Below are 16,376 nucleotides of genomic sequence, written 5' to 3' on the forward strand. Positions count from 1 at the left end.
GGTTCCTCCAAGTCAGCGCAAATGCTATCACGCGCCGGCCTGCACCCGATTGCTCGGTGTGCCGGCGGCCCAGGCGGCGATGTTGTCCAGGGTGGTGCGGGCGATAGCGGCCAGTGCTTCCTGGGTGAGGAAGGCCTGGTGGGCGGTGACGATGACGTTGGGAAAGCTCAGCAGGCGCGCCAATACGTCGTCCTGCAGCGGCAGGTCGGAGCAGTCCTCGAAGAACAGCTCGGCTTCTTCCTCGTAAACATCCAGCCCCAGATAGCCGAGTTGGCCGCTTTTCAGCGCGCCAATCAGCGCCGGGGTATCGATCAGGGCGCCGCGCCCGGTGTTGATCAGCATGACCCCGGGCTTCATCTGCTGCAGGCTCTGGGCGTTGATCAAATGGCGGCTGCTCTCGGTCAGCGGGCAATGCAGGCTGATGATGTCGCTGTCGGCCAGCAGTTGCGCCAGTGGCACCTGCTTGGCCCCCAGCTCATTAAGACCGGTCAGGGCGCGCGGGTCGAACACCAGCACGCGGCAGCCAAAGCCAGCCATGATCCGTGCGAAGGCCAGGCCGATCTGGCCGCCGCCGATGATGCCAATGGGTTTGCCGTGCAGGTCGAAGCCGGTCAAGCCGTGCAGGGAAAAGTCGCCTTCGCGGGTGCGGTTGAAGGCGCGGTGAATGCGCCGGTTGAGCGCCAGGATCAACGCCACCGCATGTTCGGCCACCGCGTGCGGTGAATAGGCGGGCACCCGTACCACGCACAGGCCAAGCCGCTGCGCTGCCTTGAGGTCGATATGGTTGTAACCGGCCGAACGCAGGGCGATCAGGCGTGTGCCGCCCTTGGCCAGGCATTCCAGCACCGGTGCCGAGAGCTGGTCATTGATAAAGGCGCAGACCACGTCATGGCCTGCCGCCAGGGTGGCGCTGTCGACGGTCAGGCGCGCCTGCTGGAAGTGCAGCTGGTAGTCGGCGGGGGCGCCGGCGGCGTTAAAGCTGTCACTGTCGTAGGGTTTGCTGCTGAAAAAGATAATCTGCATTCTGGCTCCTAAGCACTGATCTGGGCCTCTTTGGCCAGCCGTTCGATCGCGGCATCGAGCAGATCCAGGGCGCTGGCCGCGGCAGGGTCATTCTGTTTCAGCAGGGTTTCGCTGCGCTGACAGGCGGCCCGCAGTTGCGGCACGCCGCAATAACGGGTGGCGCCGTGCAGGCGGTGTACGCGTTCGATCAGGGCATTGCGTTCGCCCGCCTCGCGGGCCTGGCGGATAGCCTGGCGATCCGCCGGCAGTCCAGTCAGCAGCATGCTCAGCATGTCGGTGGCCAGGTCGGCTTTGCCAGCGGCCAGGCGCAGGCCTTCTTCCGCGTCCAGGACGCGCAGGGCGCGAGCGGTGTTGGCGCTTTCGTCGGCTCGCTCTGGGCCTTGGTTGCGCAGCGCCAGGCCGGCCCATTTGAGCACTACCTGGGCCAGTTGTCGCTCGCTGATGGGTTTGGTCAGGTAGTCATCCAGACCGCTTTGCAGCAGGGCGCGTTTTTCGTTGGCCAGGGCATGGGCGGTCAGGGCGACTATCGGCACGGGCGGGAGGTTGTGCTCGCTTTCATGCTGGCGAATCGCCTCGGTGGTTTGGCGGCCGTCCATGCCGGGCATCTGCACGTCCATGAGGATCAGCTCGAAGCTTTCCTGCTGGGCTTTTTCCAGGGCTTCGTAGCCGCTGTTGGCCGTGCTGACCTGGGCGCCCATGTCGTCCAGCAGGGTTTGTACCAGGAGCAGATTGGCCGGGTTGTCGTCGACGCAGAGCACCCGCGGTGGGCGGCTGGAGGTGAGCGGGCTGGTTTTCGTGCGTGCTTGGCGTGGGCTGAGCAGTTCGGCCAGCGCGTGCTGCAGTTTGCGTGTGCAGGCCGGCTTGGCCTGCAGTTGGCTGTGCGCATCGGGCAAGATGTCGTGATAGAGCGCCTGTTCGGTAGTCGGGCAGAGCACCACCGTCTTGCAGGCGAGGCGCTCAAGCTCCCAGATGCACTGGCCAAGGCGCTCCGGCGGCAGGTGCTGGGCGGTGACGCCGAGCACGGCGATGTTGATCGGCTGGGGGCTGTGGCGAGTGCTGGCGACCGTTTCGAGCAGGTTGTCGAGGTTGTCGAAGGCGCTGACCAGCAAGCCGCAGTCCTCCAGTTGATGTTGCAAGGCCTGGCGTGACAGCTCATGGCTTTCCAGGATGGCTACACGGCGGCCGAGCAGCGGTGGGCGGGGCAGGTCTTCGGCATCATCCCGGGTTTTCGGCAGGCTCAGGCTGATCCAGAACTCGGAGCCTTCGCCAGGCGTGCTGTCGACGCCGATCTCGCCGCCCATCTGCTCGATCAGGCGTTTGGAAATCACCAGGCCGAGGCCGGTGCCGCCGGCCTGGCGCGACAGCGAGTTGTCGGCCTGGCTGAAGACCTGGAACAGTCCGCGCAGGTCTTCGTTGGACAGGCCGATGCCGGTGTCGCGCACGCTGATGCGCAGTTGTGCGCGGTCGGCGCTCTCGTCTTCGAGCATCGCGCGCATGACGATGCTGCCTTCACGGGTGAACTTGATCGCATTGCTCACCAGGTTGGTGAGTATCTGTTTGAGCCGCAGCGGGTCGCCCACCAGGGTCAGCGGCGTGTCGCGGTAAACCAGGCTGAGTAGCTCCAGGCGCTTTTCATGGGCGACCGGGGCGAGAATGGTCAGGGTGTCTTGCAGCAGGTCGCGCAGGTTGAACGGGATGCTTTCCAGGATCAGTTTGCCGGCCTCGATCTTGGAGAAGTCGAGCACCTCGTTGATGATCCCGAGCAGGCTGTCGGCGGATTTTTCGATGGTGCCGAGGTAATCCTGCTGGCGTGGGGTCAGCTCGCTTTTCTGCAGCAAGTTGGTGAAGCCGAGAATGCCGTTGAGCGGGGTGCGGATTTCGTGGCTCATATTGGCGAGAAATTCGGATTTGATCCGACTGGCCTCCAGGGCCTCCCTGCGGGCGAAGTCCAGCTCGATGTTCTGGATCTCGATGGTCTCCAGGTTCTGCCGTACGTCTTCGGTGGCCTGATCAACGCTGTGCTGCAACTCTTCCTGGGCGTTCTGCAGGGACTCGGCCATGCGGTTGATGCCCGAGGCCAGTTCGTCCAGTTCATGGCTGCCGAGGGGGGGCAGGCGGGTTTGCAGGTTGCCGTCCTTGAGCTGCGCGACGCTGTATTTGATCAGCCGCAAGGGCCCGTTGATGCTGCGACTCATGCGCAGGGCGAGCAGGGCGGTGACGATCAGTCCGGTGCCGATCAACAACAGGCTGGCAAGCAGGCTGCGGTAGCCCTTGAGCAGGGTGCCGTGGTGGGACAGCTCCAATTCGACCCAGCCGAGCAGGTCGCTGTCGGGCTGCGCCAGCGGCTCGCCGGTGAGGCTTAGGTGTTGTGCCAGCACCGGCAGGAGAAAGCGCGTGGCATCCTGGCTGCTGCGCCGTAGCGGTTGTTTCTCGTCGCTGCTTGACGGCTGCTCGAGCATGCTCGGGCCGGCATGGGCCAGGTGCGCGCGCTCGCTATCGAGGAAGCTGACGGCTCTTACGTCCGGCTGCTCCAGCGCCTGCGTGGCAATGCGTTGCAGCAGGTTCGCATCATGGCGCTGCAGGGCCGGTGCGGCCAGCGGCGCCAGTTGCTCTGCGATCATTTGCCCGCGTTGCAGCAGTTGCGCCTGCAAGTCGGACAGTTGCACCCAGGTGAAGTAGCCGCCCAGCACCAGCGCCAACAGGCTGGTGGGCAGTAGGGTGAGCATGAGCACGCGGCCTTTGATGCCTAGATCCTTGAACACGGACTTCCTTCCTCGTTGGCTGTTGGCTGAACTCAGGCTGGCAGTGTAGCGGCTGGCCTTGACCGAACAATAGGGGGCGTCGTCCTGGCAGCATGCTGCAACAAGGTGCGCCATCGGCTGTTATGGCCGCAGCCCGTTTGCCGCTATCATAGGGGGCCTTTCCAGCTACCTGGATCTGATCGACGCCATGACCTTGCACTACCCTACTATCGCCGATTGCGTCGGCAACACTCCGCTGGTGCGCCTGCAGCGCCTGCCCGGCACTACTTCCAATACCTTGCTGTTGAAGCTGGAAGGCAACAATCCGGCGGGTTCGGTGAAGGATCGGCCGGCGTTGTCGATGATTACCCGGGCCGAGTTGCGCGGCGACATCCAGCCCGGCGATACCCTGATCGAGGCCACCTCCGGTAACACCGGTATTGCCCTGGCGATGGCCGCGGCGATCAAGGGGTACAAGATGATCCTGATCATGCCGGACAACTCCACCGCCGAGCGCAAGGCGGCGATGACCGCCTACGGTGCCGAGTTGGTGCTGGTGTCGCGCGAGGAGGGCATGGAGGGTGCGCGCGATCTGGCGGACAGTCTGGAGCGCGGGGGGCGCGGCAAGGTGCTCGATCAGTTCGCCAATGGCGACAACCCCGAGGCGCATTATCTGGGCACCGGCCCGGAAATCTGGCGCCAGACCCAGGGCCAGATCACCCACTTCATCAGTTCCATGGGCACCACCGGGACGATCATGGGGGTGTCGCGCTACCTCAAGGAGCAGAATTCGCAGGTGCAGATCGTCGGCTTGCAGCCGATGGAAGGCGCGAGCATTCCCGGCATCCGCCGCTGGCCCGAGGAGTATCTGCCGAAGATCTACCAGGCCAGCCGTGTCGACCGGATCATCGACATGGCCCAGCGCGAAGCCGAGGATGTGATGCGGCGTCTGGCCCGTGAAGAAGGCATCTTCTGCGGGGTGTCCTCCGGCGGGGCGGTGGCGGCGATGCTGCGCCTGTCGGCCGAAGTGGAAAACGCGGTGATGGTGGCGATCATCTGCGATCGCGGCGACCGCTATCTGTCGACGGGCGTGTACGACACGCCGGAGCTCTGATGGCCAAGAATACCAGCGGCTTGCGCTTCCAGCCCAGTGGTGGCGTGCGGGCGGCGCCAATCCCGGTCGGCAAGAAGCAGAAGCTGGTCATCGAACGTTTGGCCAACGATGGTCGCGGCATTGCCTTTCTCGAGGGGCGCACCTGGTTCGTCAGCGGCGCCTTGCCCGGCGAGCAGGTCGAAGCCCGGGTTCTGGCTGCGCGCAGTCAGGTGGTCGAGGCACGCAGCGAGCGGATTCTCAGCGCCAGTCCCGAACGCCGCTTGGAGCCTTGTGCCCATGCGCGCACCTGCGGCGGTTGCAGTGTCCAGCACCTGGCGCATGCCGATCAGTTGGCCCTGAAACAGCGCATGCTCAGCGAACAGTTCAGCCGCCTGGGCGACTTGCAGCCGGATGAGTGGGCGCCGCCTTTGGTCGGGCCGGAGTTCGGCTACCGCCGCCGCGCACGCATCGCCGTGCGCTGGGACGTCAAACACAAGCGCTTGGACGTCGGCTTTCGCGCCGCGGCCAGTCAGGACATCGTGGCCATCAGCGATTGCCCGGTTCTGGTACAGCCCTTGCAACCGATTCTGCGCGCGTTGCCGGCGCTCTTGCGGGCGCTGGAACCCCCCCAGGCCATCGGTCATGTCGAGTTGTTTCATGGCAGTGCCAGCGCTGTATTGGTGCGTCATACCTCGGCCTTGGGCGAGACCGATCTGGCTCGCTTGCAGGCGTTCTGCGTGGCCCATGCTGCGCAACTCTGGCTGCATGGCATCGGTGAACCGCAACCTTACGATCCGGCCCATGCGCTGAGTTACCGCCTGGATGCATGGGATGTGCAGTTGGCTTATCGGCCCGGCGATTTTGTCCAGGTCAATGCCCAGGTCAACGCCGCGATGGTCGCCCAGGCGCTGGACTGGCTGGCGCCGCAGGCCGATGAGCGGGTGCTGGATCTGTTCTGCGGCCTGGGCAATTTTGCTTTGCCGCTGGCGCGGCGTACTCGTGAAGTGGTGGCGGTGGAAGGGGTGCAGGCGATGGTCGAGCGGGCGGCGCACAATGCGGCGAGCAACGGCATCGGCAACCTGCACTTTTTCCGGGCAGACTTGTCGAACCCGCTGACCGAAACCGGCTGGGCGCAAGGCGGTTTTGCCGCGGTGCTACTCGATCCGCCGCGTGACGGTGCGTTGCAGGTGGTCAGGCAGATCGGCACCCTGGGTGCCAAGCGTCTGGTCTATGTGTCGTGCAATCCGGCCACGCTGGCGCGTGACAGTGTCGAGTTGCTGGCGCAAGGTTATCGGCTGGCAAAGGCCGGTATCCTCGATATGTTTCCGCAAACGGCGCATGTCGAGGCCATGGCACTGTTTGTTAGGCCGTAGGCTGAAAGAACGCAGGTAGGGACGAACGGCAAGCCGAGCCGCTTGGTTTGGTAACCATCAGGCCTTATCTATGCTGTGCAGGGGTGCATAAGGATTGTGCCTTAAGTGGTTAAACCGACCGGGTCGAAGAAGTCCGGCGACTGTTCGGTGTGCGTGGCGCGCACCCTAGGGAAGGTAAGCAAGATGGTTCAGGTTAGAGCGCACCAGCCGATCAACGATGACGGCAGCATCAATCTCGAGGCCTGGCTGGCCCATGTGCTCAGCGTCGACCCGGCGCTCGATCACGATGCGTTATTCGACGCCTGCGAGTTCGCCCGCGAGGCCGAGCAGCAGGCCAACGCGGCACAGAATCTGTGGTCGGAAGGCGCCTCCAGCTTCCGCGCCGGCCTGGAGATCGCGGAGATTCTCGCCGACCTCAAACTCGACCAGGACTCGCTGGTCGCCGCCGTCATCTACCGTGGTGTGCGCGAGGGCAAGGTGACCCTGGCCGCAGTGGAACAGCGCTTCGGTTCGGTGGTGAGCAAACTGGTCGACGGCGTGCTGCGCATGGCGGCGATCAGTGCCAGCCTCAACCCGCGCGACTCCTTGGTGCTCGGCTCCCAGGCCCAGGTGGAAAACCTGCGCAAGATGCTGGTGGCCATGGTCGATGACGTGCGCGTGGCGCTGATCAAGCTGGCCGAGCGCACCTGTGCGATCCGCGCGGTCAAGCATGCCGACGACGAAAAGCGTCAGCGGGTGGCCCGCGAAGTCTTCGACATCTATGCGCCCCTGGCGCACCGCCTGGGTATCGGCCATATCAAGTGGGAGCTGGAAGACCTGTCCTTCCGCTACCTGGAACCCGAGCAGTACAAGCAGATCGCCAAGCTGCTGCACGAACGCCGGCTGGATCGCGAGCAATACATCAATGACGTGATGGGCCACCTGCGTCTGGAGCTGGAAGCCACCGGAGTCAAGGCCGACATCAGTGGGCGAGCCAAGCACATTTATTCGATCTGGCGGAAGATGCAGAAAAAGGGTCTGCAGTTCAGTGAGATCTATGACGTGCGCGCGGTACGCGTGCTGGTGCCGGAGATGCGCGATTGCTACACCGCGTTGGGTATCGTGCACACCCTCTGGCGGCACATTCCCAAGGAGTTCGACGACTACATCGCCAACCCCAAGGAAAACGGCTACCGCTCGCTGCACACCGCGGTATTGGGGCCAGGCGGCAAGGTGCTGGAGGTACAGATCCGCACCCAGACCATGCACGAGGAAGCCGAGCTGGGCGTCTGCGCGCATTGGCGTTACAAGGGCACCGACGTCAAGTCCGGTTCTAATCATTACGAAGAGAAGATTTCCTGGCTGCGTCAGGTGCTCGAGTGGCACGAGGAACTGGGCGATATCGGCGGCCTGGCCGAGCAGCTGCGCGTCGATATCGAACCGGATCGGGTCTATGTGTTCACCCCCGATGGTCACGCCATCGACCTGCCCAAAGGCGCCACGCCGCTGGACTTCGCCTACCGGGTGCACACCGAGATCGGGCACAACTGCCGGGGCGCGAAGATCAATGGGCGCATCGTGCCGCTCAGCTATAGCCTGCAAACCGGTGAGCAGGTGGAGATCATTACCAGCAAGCACGGCACGCCAAGTCGTGACTGGCTGAACTCCAACCTGGGTTATGTCACCACCTCGCGGGCGCGAGCCAAGATCGTCCACTGGTTCAAGCTGCAGGATCGCGACCAGAACGTCGCCGCCGGCAAAGCCATGCTCGAACGCGAGCTGGGACGCCTGGCGCTGCCCCATGTGGATTTCGAGAAGCTGGCCGAGAAGGCCAACCTGAAAAATGCCGAAGACCTGTTCGCCAGCCTCGGCGCCGGCGATCTGCGCCTGGCCCACCTGGTCAACCTGGCGCAGCAACTGGTCGAGCCGGAGCGCGGCAGCGAGCAGCTCGAGCTGATCCCGCGTAAGGCCACGGGCTTCAAACCAGGCAAGCGCGGCGATATCCAGATCCAGGGGGTCGGCAACCTGCTGACGCAGATGGCCGGCTGTTGCAAGCCGTTGCCGGGCGACCCGATCGTCGGCTACATCACCCTCGGCCGCGGGGTCAGTATCCACCGTCAGGATTGTGCCGCGGTACTGCAACTGGCCGGCCGCGAGCCGGAGCGGATCATCCAGGTCAACTGGGGGCCGGTGCCGGTGCAGACCTACCCGGTGGACATCATCATTCGCGCCTACGACCGTTCCGGCCTGCTGCGCGACGTGACCCAGGTGCTGCTCAACGAGAAACTCAACGTGCTGGCGGTCAATACCCACTCGAACAAGGAAGACAACACCGCGTCGATGTCGATCACCGTCGAGATCCCCGGGCTGGATGCCCTGGGCCGCTTGCTCGGGCGCATCTCGCAGTTGCCCAATATCATCGAGGCCCGCCGCCACCGCGCTTCCTGAGCTGCTGCGCTCTATCTGGCGTTGTTGAAGGCCTACTGAAAAATGCTCATTGGCTAGAGCCAACTCCGCTTTTTCGGTAGGCCTTCGCCTAGCCAGCTATTCGCTCGCGACGCTCAGGTGACTGTTATAGCCGTAGCCCGGATGAAATCCGGGGAATTGTGTTAGAGCATTCCCGGATTGCATCCGGGCTACGTTTACCAAGGATTTTCCATGTATCAACTCGACGACCTGCTGCACCTGATGGCCCGTCTGCGCGACCCGCAGCATGGCTGCCCGTGGGACTTGAAACAGTCCTACGCGAGCATCGTGCCTTACACCATCGAAGAGGCCTACGAAGTGGCCGACGCCATCGAGCGCGGCGACTTCGAGCATTTGCCGGGGGAGTTGGGCGACCTGTTGTTCCAAGTGGTGTATTACAGCCAGCTGGCGCGCGAAGAAGGGCGCTTCGAGTTCGCCGAGGTGGTCGACGGCATCACCCGCAAGCTGATTCGCCGCCATCCCCATGTGTTCGTCGATGGCGACCTGTATGGCGTCCCCGATGTGGGCCGCTTGCAAGAGGCGGCGGTCAAGCAGCGCTGGGAAGAGCTCAAGGCCGAAGAGCGCGCCGAGAAGGCCGCCACGCCCGAGCAGTTGTCGTTGCTTGACGATGTGCCCAATGCCTTGCCGGCCCTGACCCGGGCGGTCAAATTGCAGAAGCGCGCCGCCCAGGTCGGTTTCGACTGGCCCGCCGCCTTGCCGGTGGTGGACAAGGTGCGCGAAGAGCTGGATGAAGTGCTCGAGGCCATGAGCGAGAATGACCCGCAGGCGATAGCCGAGGAGGTTGGCGACCTGCTGTTCGTGGTGACCAACCTGGCGCGACACCTCAAGGTCGATCCGGAATCGGCGCTGCGTGCCGCCAACGGCAAGTTCGAGCAGCGCTTTCGTTTTATCGAGCAAGCATTGCGTGAAGTGGGCCGAGCCATGGAAGATTGCGCCCTGGAAGAATTGGACGCGCTCTGGGGCGAAGCCAAGAAGCTGGAAAAGCAACAGCCCTCGGATGGTTAGGCAGAGGATTGCAATGAGCTTGCTTAGGCGGATTAACCGCGGCCTTTGGCCGGGCGTGCTCGGAGCGCTGCTGGTTATCGGTGCTGCGACGATGCTCCCGGTTGGCTATGCAGTCGCCGGTTCTTGCGGCCCACAGGGAGCGTCCTTGATTCAGGGGCCAAAGGGCGGTTGTTACTACATCAATAGAAATGGCAACAAGACCTACGTGGATAGAAGTTGCTGCCACTGATTTTTTTGAATAGGAACGTTATGGCTCTTTCACTACGCGACCAGCTGCTCAAAGCCGGGCTGGTCAACGAGAAGCAGGCCAAGCAGGTCGGCAAAGAGAAGCAGAAGCAGCAGCGTCTGCAGCATAAGGGGCAGGTCGAGAAAGACGAGTCGCAAAAGCTCGCCGCCCAGCAGGCCATGGCCGAGAAGGCCGCGCGCGATCAGGAACTCAATCGTCAGCAACAGGCAAAGGTCGAGCAGAAGGCCCGAGCCGCGCAGATCAAGCAATTGATCGAAGTGTCCCGGCTGCCCAAGTTGACCACCGAGGATTACTACAATTTCGTCGACGACAAGAAGGTCAAGCGTCTGTCGGTGAACAAGCTGATGCGCGACAAGCTCAGCAGCGGCTCGCTGGCCATCGTGCGCAGCGGCGGCGGTTATGAAGTGATTCCGCGTGAGGCCGCACTGAAGATTCAGGAGCGTGATCCGCTGCGGGTGATCTTGCTCAATACCCCGACCGAAGCCCCGGATGCCGACGATCCGTACGCCGCCTACCAGGTGCCGGATGATCTGATGTGGTAAGCCAAGCGGTGTAAGCCCGGATGAAATCCGGGGACGGCTTAACGCCAGGCATCGCTTCCGGATTGCATCCGTATTTGGTCTCCGGGCATTTCGTAGCAGCGGCGGGGCGCCTAGCCCATGCCCGCGATAGCGCGCCCGCAATAAAAGCATCGCGGGCATGGCCCGCTCCTACGTCCGCAGAGGCTGGCGCCTAGGCATAGGATCTAGTTTCCGGTGCATGAAAAAGCCGGGCATTGCCCGGCTTCTCTGTTTCTAGTGTCTGGACATCACTCGCGGCGACCTTCGACCGGTTTGCCGTCGACCGTGCCCTCTTTGAGCATGATCTGGTATTCCTTGCCGTCCTTCTCCACCTGATGCAGGCGTACCAGCAGGTAGCCCCAGTCCTTGGCGAACCAGAGGATGGTCTTGCGCTTGCTCTGGGTCGGGTCGCGTACGCGCTCGACCTTGATGGCATCGATCAGGCCCGCCTTGGTGCGCACACTTTCTTCGCCGAGCACACGGAAGTCATAGGTTTCGATCTCGTCGCCGTCGATCACCTGATAGCTCATGCTCTTCTTGCCGGAGGCGGCGTCATGTTGCAGGACTATCTGGTACGTCGACTTGTCCTGTAGGCCGCGATTGAGCGGAACGCGCAGCGGGTTGCCACGGTCGCTGCCGGTCACGTGCTTTGCGTCCCAGTCGAAGTCCTGCTCGATCACCTTGCCCTTGCCCAGGCCGTTGCGTTGGAAACGGTAGGTCAGTGGCAAAAAGGCGCCTTTGTCGATGCGAAAGGTGCTTTTCTCGCTGAGCCCGGCGACCAGCATGGAGGCTTCGAAACTGAGTTCCCAACGACCGTCGTCCAGGGCTTGCAGGCTGCGTTCGGCGGAGCCACTGACCGGCAGTTGCTTCCAGTCGGCGGTGTAACTGGCGGAGAACGGCTTCAACTCGCTGGCCAGGGCCGGCAGGCTGAATAGGGCAAGGGCGAACAGTAAGGCGCGACGCATGGTATCTCCTAGGGGCGGATCAGGTGGCCGGTGCTCGGCAGTGGCTGGCCATCCAGCATTGCGCCTTGCTCGGCAAGGCGCAAGCGGTCTTCGGCGAACCAGCGTACGGCCAACGGATAGATCAGATGCTCCTGCTCGTGCACCCGTTGCGCCAGGCTGTCCAGCGAATCCTGCGGCTTAACCGGGATCACGGCTTGTACGACCAGAGGGCCGCCGTCGAGTTCCTCGGTGACGAAGTGCACGCTGCAGCCATGCTCGCGGTCGCCCGCTTGCAGTGCCCGTTGGTGGGTGTGCAAGCCTTTGTACTTGGGCAGCAACGAGGGGTGGATATTCAGCAGGCGTCCGCCGTAGTGGCGGACGAAGTCGCTGCTGAGGATGCGCATGAAGCCGGCCAGCACCACCAGTTGCGGTTCGAAGGCGTCGATGGCCTCGATCAGCGCCGCATCGAAGGCTTCGCGGCCGGCAAAGGCTTTGTGGTCGAGTACGCAGGTGTCGATGCCGGCGGCCTTGGCCCGTTCCAGGCCATAGGCATCGGCGCGGTTGGAAATCACCGCGCGAATGCGCACCGGGCTGCTCTTGGAAGAGCCAGCGCCCGCTTGGCTGCTGTCGATCAGCGCCTGCAGGTTGCTGCCGGAGCCTGAGATCAGCACCACTACATTGCAGGCGGTCGGCATCAATGGCGCTTCAGGTTGTTCAGGACGACCCGCTCGGCGCCTGCGGCGGCGCTGGCGATCTGGCCGATCAACCATGGCTGCTCGCCGGCATCGCGCAGGGTCTTGAGGGTGAGCTCGACCTGATCCTGGGCCACGCAGATGACCATGCCGACGCCGCAGTTGAGTACGCGGTGCATCTCGGTTTCGTCGACATTGCCTTGTTCCTGCAACCAGTCGAATACCGCCGGGCGCGTCCAGCTGGCCACGTCGACCACGGCCTGGGCGCCGTCCGGCAGCACCCGCGGGATGTTGTCGAGCAGGCCGCCGCCAGTGATGTGGGCCATGGCCTTGACCGCGCCGGTGTCCTTGATCAGCTTGAGCAGCGGTTTGACGTAGATGCGCGTCGGCGCCATCAGCAGGTCGGTCAGCGGCGTGCCGTCGAGCTGGATGGTTTCGATATCGGCGCCGGCGACTTCGATGATCTTGCGGATCAGCGAGTAGCCGTTGGAGTGCGGGCCGGAGGACGGCAGGGCGATCAAGGCGTCGCCGCTGGCGACCCTGGAGCCGTCGATGATCTCGGCCTTTTCCACCACGCCGACGCAGAAGCCGGCCAGGTCGTAGTCTTCGCCTTCGTACATGCCCGGCATTTCGGCGGTTTCGCCGCCGACCAACGAGCAGCCGGCCAGCTCGCAACCGGCACCGATGCCGGTGACCACGGTGGCGGCCACGTCGACGTCGAGCTTGCCGGTGGCGTAGTAGTCGAGGAAGAACAGCGGCTCGGCGCCACACACCACCAGGTCGTTGACGCACATGGCGACCAGGTCCTGGCCGATGCTGTCGTGTCGGTTGAGGTTCAGCGCCAGGCGCAGTTTGGTGCCGACGCCGTCGGTGCCGGACACCAGCACCGGTTGTTTGTAACCGGCCGGGATCTCGCAGAGGGCGCCGAAGCCGCCCAGGCCACCCATGACTTCCGGACGCGCGGTGCGTTTGGCCACGCTTTTGATGCGCTCGACCAGGGCTTCGCCTGCGTCGATGTCTACACCTGCGTCCTTGTAGCTGATGGAGGGTTGCTTGCTCATAGATCCAGGCCTTTAAAGGGGAGTTCGGATGTGCACCGGCGCTGCGGCGGTCGGTCTGCGAAGGCGCGCGATTTTATCAGGCTTGCCGGGCAGCGGCCACCCGCGCCGTGCGGTGGTTGCCGGGGCACGGGCGGCTGTTTAAGGTATAAGGCTTGTGCCGCGGCCCGCACGCCACCTTCCGTCTGTCGAGAACCCATCCATGCGCCTGATCGCTCGTCTATTAATCCTCAGCTTGCCACTGTTCAGCCTGTCCAGCGAGGCGGCGCTGGTGAGCGATCTGTATCAGGTGCGCGAACCGGTCGCCAGCCAGCAGCCGGAGGAACGTGACGCGGCCCTGGGTCGCGCCCTGCAGACCCTGGTGCTGCGCCTGACCGGTGACCGCGAGGCGCTAAACAACCCGGCGTTGGCCGAGCTGCGCCAGGATCCGCAGCAAATCATCAGCCAGTACGGCTATGCCGAGGACGACTTGCTGGTTGATTTCGATCCCGTCAGCACCGACCGCAGCCTGCGTCAGGCCGGGTTGTCGCTGTGGGGAGCCAATCGTCCGGCGATTCTGACCTGGTGGCTGAACGATGCCAGCGATGGTTCGAACCTGGTCGGCGATGGTCAGAGCGGCGCCGAGCCGTTGCGTCAGGCGGCGCAGCATCGTGGTCTGCCGCTGCGCTTGCCGATTGCCGATTTGAACGAACAATTGCAGGCGACGTCCGAGAACCTTGGGGCGGCCGAGCCGGAGGTGCTGCGTGCGGCGTCCCAGCGTTATGCCGCCGATGCCCTGCTGGTGGTGCAGGCGCGCGAAGATAACGGTCGGTGGCAGGCCCAATGGCGTCTGTGGTTGGGCGATGCACGCGAGCAAGGCAAGGTTCAGGGCGCCGATGAAGCGACATTGGCGGATGCCGTGTTGTTGATGGTCAGTGAGCGGCTGGCGCCGCGCTACGTGGTGGCCCCTGGCGCGGCGACCAGCCTGACCCTGGAAGTGCAGGGGGCCGATCTGGCGCGCTATGCCGAGCTGCAGCGCATTCTCGAGCCCCTGGCTGCGCAGTTGCACAAGGTCGAGGGTGATCGCCTGATCTATCGCGTCAATGCCAATGCCGAGCAGTTGCGCGCCCAGTTGGCGCTGGTGCATTTGCAGGAGGTGACGGCCGAAGCCCCGCCGGTTGATGCCAGCCAGGCGCCGAGCGGCGAGCCCGCGCCCCGGCTACTACAGCGGGACGATGTGCTGCGTTTTCGCTGGTAGACTGCGCGGGTGGCTGGGTAAGCCCGCTTGAAACCTGCCGCCGAATAGTGCGCGGGACTTTAGTTTGTGGGTTGCGCCGCCAGGCTTTCGGATGCGGGCCTGCAGGCTGTTTAGTTGAACCAATCGAGGGCTGGGCATGATCGATTCACGTCGCTGGCTATGGATAGCTGGGCTGCTCCTGCTCGGCTGGCTGCTGTATTCGTTGCAACCGATTCTCTCGCCGTTCCTGATCGGCGTGCTGCTGGCTTACCTGGGCGATCCGCTGGTCGATCGCCTCGAACGCGGCAAGCTCTCGCGCACCTGGGGCGTGGTGGTGGTATTCGCCCTGTTCAGCCTGATCCTGGCGATTTTGCTGCTGGTGCTGGTGCCGCTGCTGGGCAAGCAACTGCTGCGCCTCTACGAACTGGCGCCGCAAATGCTCGACTGGGCGCAGCACCAGGCGCTGCCCTGGGTACAGGCCACGCTGGGGCTGGGCGACGGCTTCTGGCGTTTCGACCAGCTCAAGGCGGCGTTCTCCGAACATCTGGGCAAAACCGGCGACATCCTCGGCATGCTGTTGTCGCAAGCCACAGCCTCGGGTCTGGCTCTGCTGGCTTGGCTGGTCAATCTGCTGCTGATCCCGGTGGTCAGCTTCTATCTGCTGCGCGATTGGGATCTGCTGGTCGCCAGGTTGCGTGGCTTGTTGCCGCGCCACCGCGAAGGTCTGGTGGTGAAACTGGTCGGCGAATGTCACGAAGTACTCGGCGCCTTCCTGCGCGGGCAGTTGCTGGTGATGCTGGCGTTGGGGCTGATGTACGCCGTCGGCTTGATGCTGATCGGCCTGGAGCTGGGGTTGTTGATCGGTTTGTTGGCAGGCCTGGCCAGCATCGTGCCCTATCTGGGCGTGGTGGTGGGGCTCGGCGCGGCATTGACCGCGGGCCTGTTCCAGTTCGGTGGCGATGTCTATCCGCTGCTGGCAATTGCTGGCGTGTTCACCGTGGGCCAACTGCTCGAAGGTATGCTGCTGACCCCCTGGCTGGTCGGCGACCGCATCGGCCTGCATCCGGTGGCGGTGATCTTCGCGATCATGGCCGGCGGCCAGCTGTTCGGTTTCACCGGCGTGCTCCTGGCCCTGCCGGTGGCTGCGGTGATTATGGTTTTAATGCGCCATACACATGATTTCTATAAACTTTCTGCTCTTTATGGGGAGCCCCCCAGCGCTTCCGACGAGCCGATCAGCCCTGCATGAAACCCATTCAACTGCCCTTGGGCGTGCGCCTGCGTGATGACGCCACCTTTGCCAACTACTACCCCGGCGCTAATGCTGCGGCGCTCGGCTATGTCGAGTGCCTGTGCGAGGCGGATGCTGGCTGGACGGAAAGTCTGATTTACCTCTGGGGCAGCGCGGGAGTGGGCCGTAGCCATCTGCTCCAGGCGGCTTGCCTGCGTTTCGAGCAGCGCGGTGAGCCGGCGGTGTATCTGCCGCTGGCCGAGCTGGTCGAGTACGGCCCGACCATGCTGGATAACCTGGAGCAGTGCGAACTGGTCTGCCTCGATGATCTGGATGCCGTGGCCGGGCGGAGCGATTGGGAGGAAGCCCTGTTTCACCTGTTCAACCGCTTGCGCGATAGCGGCCGGCGTTTGCTCCTGGCCGCCAGTAGCTCTCCACGCGAGCTACCAGTAAAGCTTGCCGACCTGCAGTCGCGCCTGACCTTGGCGCTGGTGTTTCAGCTGCAGTCGCTGTCCGATGAAGACAAGTTGCGCGCCCTGCAGCTGCGCGCTTCGCGCCGCGGCCTGCACCTCAGCGATGAAGTCGGCCGTTTTATCCTGACCCGCGGCGAGCGCAGCATGAGTGCGCTGTTCGAGTTGCTCGAACGCCTGGATCAGGCCTCCCTGCAAGCCCAGCGCAAGCTGACCATTCCCTTCCTCAAAGAAACCCTGGGTTGGTGAACATTCGC

General features: G+C 63.8%; 13 protein-coding genes. 8 read left to right on the forward strand and 5 right to left on the reverse strand.

The window, feature by feature from the left end; genetic code table 11:
• Positions 1-27: 27 nt before the first annotated feature.
• Both P8H27_RS10970 and P8H27_RS10975 read right to left on the reverse strand, forming a co-directional pair.
• Positions 28-1,023, reverse strand: a complete 996-nt coding sequence (locus P8H27_RS10970; RefSeq protein WP_289637463.1) for a 2-hydroxyacid dehydrogenase — start codon at positions 1,021-1,023, stop codon at positions 28-30.
• A gap of 8 nt (positions 1,024-1,031) precedes the next feature.
• Positions 1,032-3,785 carry a response regulator gene (locus P8H27_RS10975; protein WP_289637464.1) on the reverse strand — a complete coding sequence of 918 codons (2,754 nt, stop codon included), beginning with the start codon at positions 3,783-3,785 and terminating at the stop codon, positions 1,032-1,034.
• Positions 3,786-3,972: 187 nt separating this feature from the next.
• Between P8H27_RS10975 and cysM the strand changes: the two genes are divergently transcribed.
• The 5 genes from cysM (at position 3,973) to P8H27_RS11000 (ending at position 10,490) form a co-directional block, all read left to right on the forward strand.
• Positions 3,973-4,878, forward strand: a complete 906-nt coding sequence (gene cysM, locus P8H27_RS10980; protein ID WP_289637465.1) for a cysteine synthase CysM — start codon at positions 3,973-3,975, stop codon at positions 4,876-4,878.
• A complete protein-coding gene (gene rlmD / locus P8H27_RS10985; RefSeq protein WP_289637467.1) occupies positions 4,878-6,230 on the forward strand; it encodes a 23S rRNA (uracil(1939)-C(5))-methyltransferase RlmD in 1,353 nt (450 codons plus the stop codon). Before cysM ends, rlmD begins: the two co-directional genes overlap by 1 nt.
• Before the next feature lie 183 nt (positions 6,231-6,413).
• Positions 6,414-8,657, forward strand: a complete 2,244-nt coding sequence (relA, locus tag P8H27_RS10990) for a GTP diphosphokinase (protein WP_289637468.1) — start codon at positions 6,414-6,416, stop codon at positions 8,655-8,657.
• Between the two features lie 210 nt (positions 8,658-8,867).
• Entirely contained in the window at positions 8,868-9,701 is an 834-nt protein-coding gene (gene mazG / locus P8H27_RS10995) for a nucleoside triphosphate pyrophosphohydrolase (protein ID WP_289637469.1), read from the forward strand.
• Between the two features lie 249 nt (positions 9,702-9,950).
• The gene (locus tag P8H27_RS11000; protein ID WP_289637471.1) at positions 9,951-10,490 is read left to right on the forward strand and encodes a DUF2058 domain-containing protein; all 540 of its coding nucleotides are present in this window, start codon (positions 9,951-9,953) and stop codon (positions 10,488-10,490) included.
• A 266-nt stretch (positions 10,491-10,756) separates the two neighbouring features.
• Here P8H27_RS11000 and P8H27_RS11005 read toward each other — a convergent pair whose 3' ends face one another.
• From P8H27_RS11005 to purM, 3 genes are read right to left on the reverse strand one after another with little or no spacing between them, the layout of a single operon-like run.
• Complete coding sequence (locus P8H27_RS11005; protein ID WP_289637473.1) at positions 10,757-11,473, reverse strand: DUF3108 domain-containing protein; 717 nt, start codon at positions 11,471-11,473, stop codon at positions 10,757-10,759.
• A gap of 8 nt (positions 11,474-11,481) precedes the next feature.
• Complete coding sequence (gene purN, locus P8H27_RS11010; RefSeq protein ID WP_289637474.1) at positions 11,482-12,147, reverse strand: phosphoribosylglycinamide formyltransferase; 666 nt, start codon at positions 12,145-12,147, stop codon at positions 11,482-11,484.
• Positions 12,147-13,205 (reverse strand): phosphoribosylformylglycinamidine cyclo-ligase, encoded by a 1,059-nt coding sequence (gene purM / locus P8H27_RS11015; protein ID WP_289637476.1) that lies wholly within the window; start codon positions 13,203-13,205, stop codon positions 12,147-12,149. Before purM ends, purN begins: the two co-directional genes overlap by 1 nt.
• Positions 13,206-13,404: 199 nt before the next feature.
• On the opposite strand from purM, the gene P8H27_RS11020 reads away from it, so the two are divergent.
• From P8H27_RS11020 to hda, 3 genes are all read left to right on the forward strand, one after another.
• Positions 13,405-14,439 carry a DUF2066 domain-containing protein gene (locus P8H27_RS11020; RefSeq protein WP_289637477.1) on the forward strand — a complete coding sequence of 345 codons (1,035 nt, stop codon included), beginning with the start codon at positions 13,405-13,407 and terminating at the stop codon, positions 14,437-14,439.
• Between the two features lie 136 nt (positions 14,440-14,575).
• A complete protein-coding gene (locus tag P8H27_RS11025) occupies positions 14,576-15,667 on the forward strand; it encodes an AI-2E family transporter (protein ID WP_289637478.1) in 1,092 nt (363 codons plus the stop codon).
• The gene (gene hda, locus P8H27_RS11030; protein ID WP_289637479.1) at positions 15,664-16,368 is read left to right on the forward strand and encodes a DnaA regulatory inactivator Hda; all 705 of its coding nucleotides are present in this window, start codon (positions 15,664-15,666) and stop codon (positions 16,366-16,368) included. Before P8H27_RS11025 ends, hda begins: the two co-directional genes overlap by 4 nt.
• The last annotated feature ends 8 nt before the right edge of the window (positions 16,369-16,376 follow it).

It is taken from the genome of Pseudomonas sp. sp1636, from assembly GCF_030376615.1.
Classification (GTDB): domain Bacteria; phylum Pseudomonadota; class Gammaproteobacteria; order Pseudomonadales; family Pseudomonadaceae; genus Aquipseudomonas.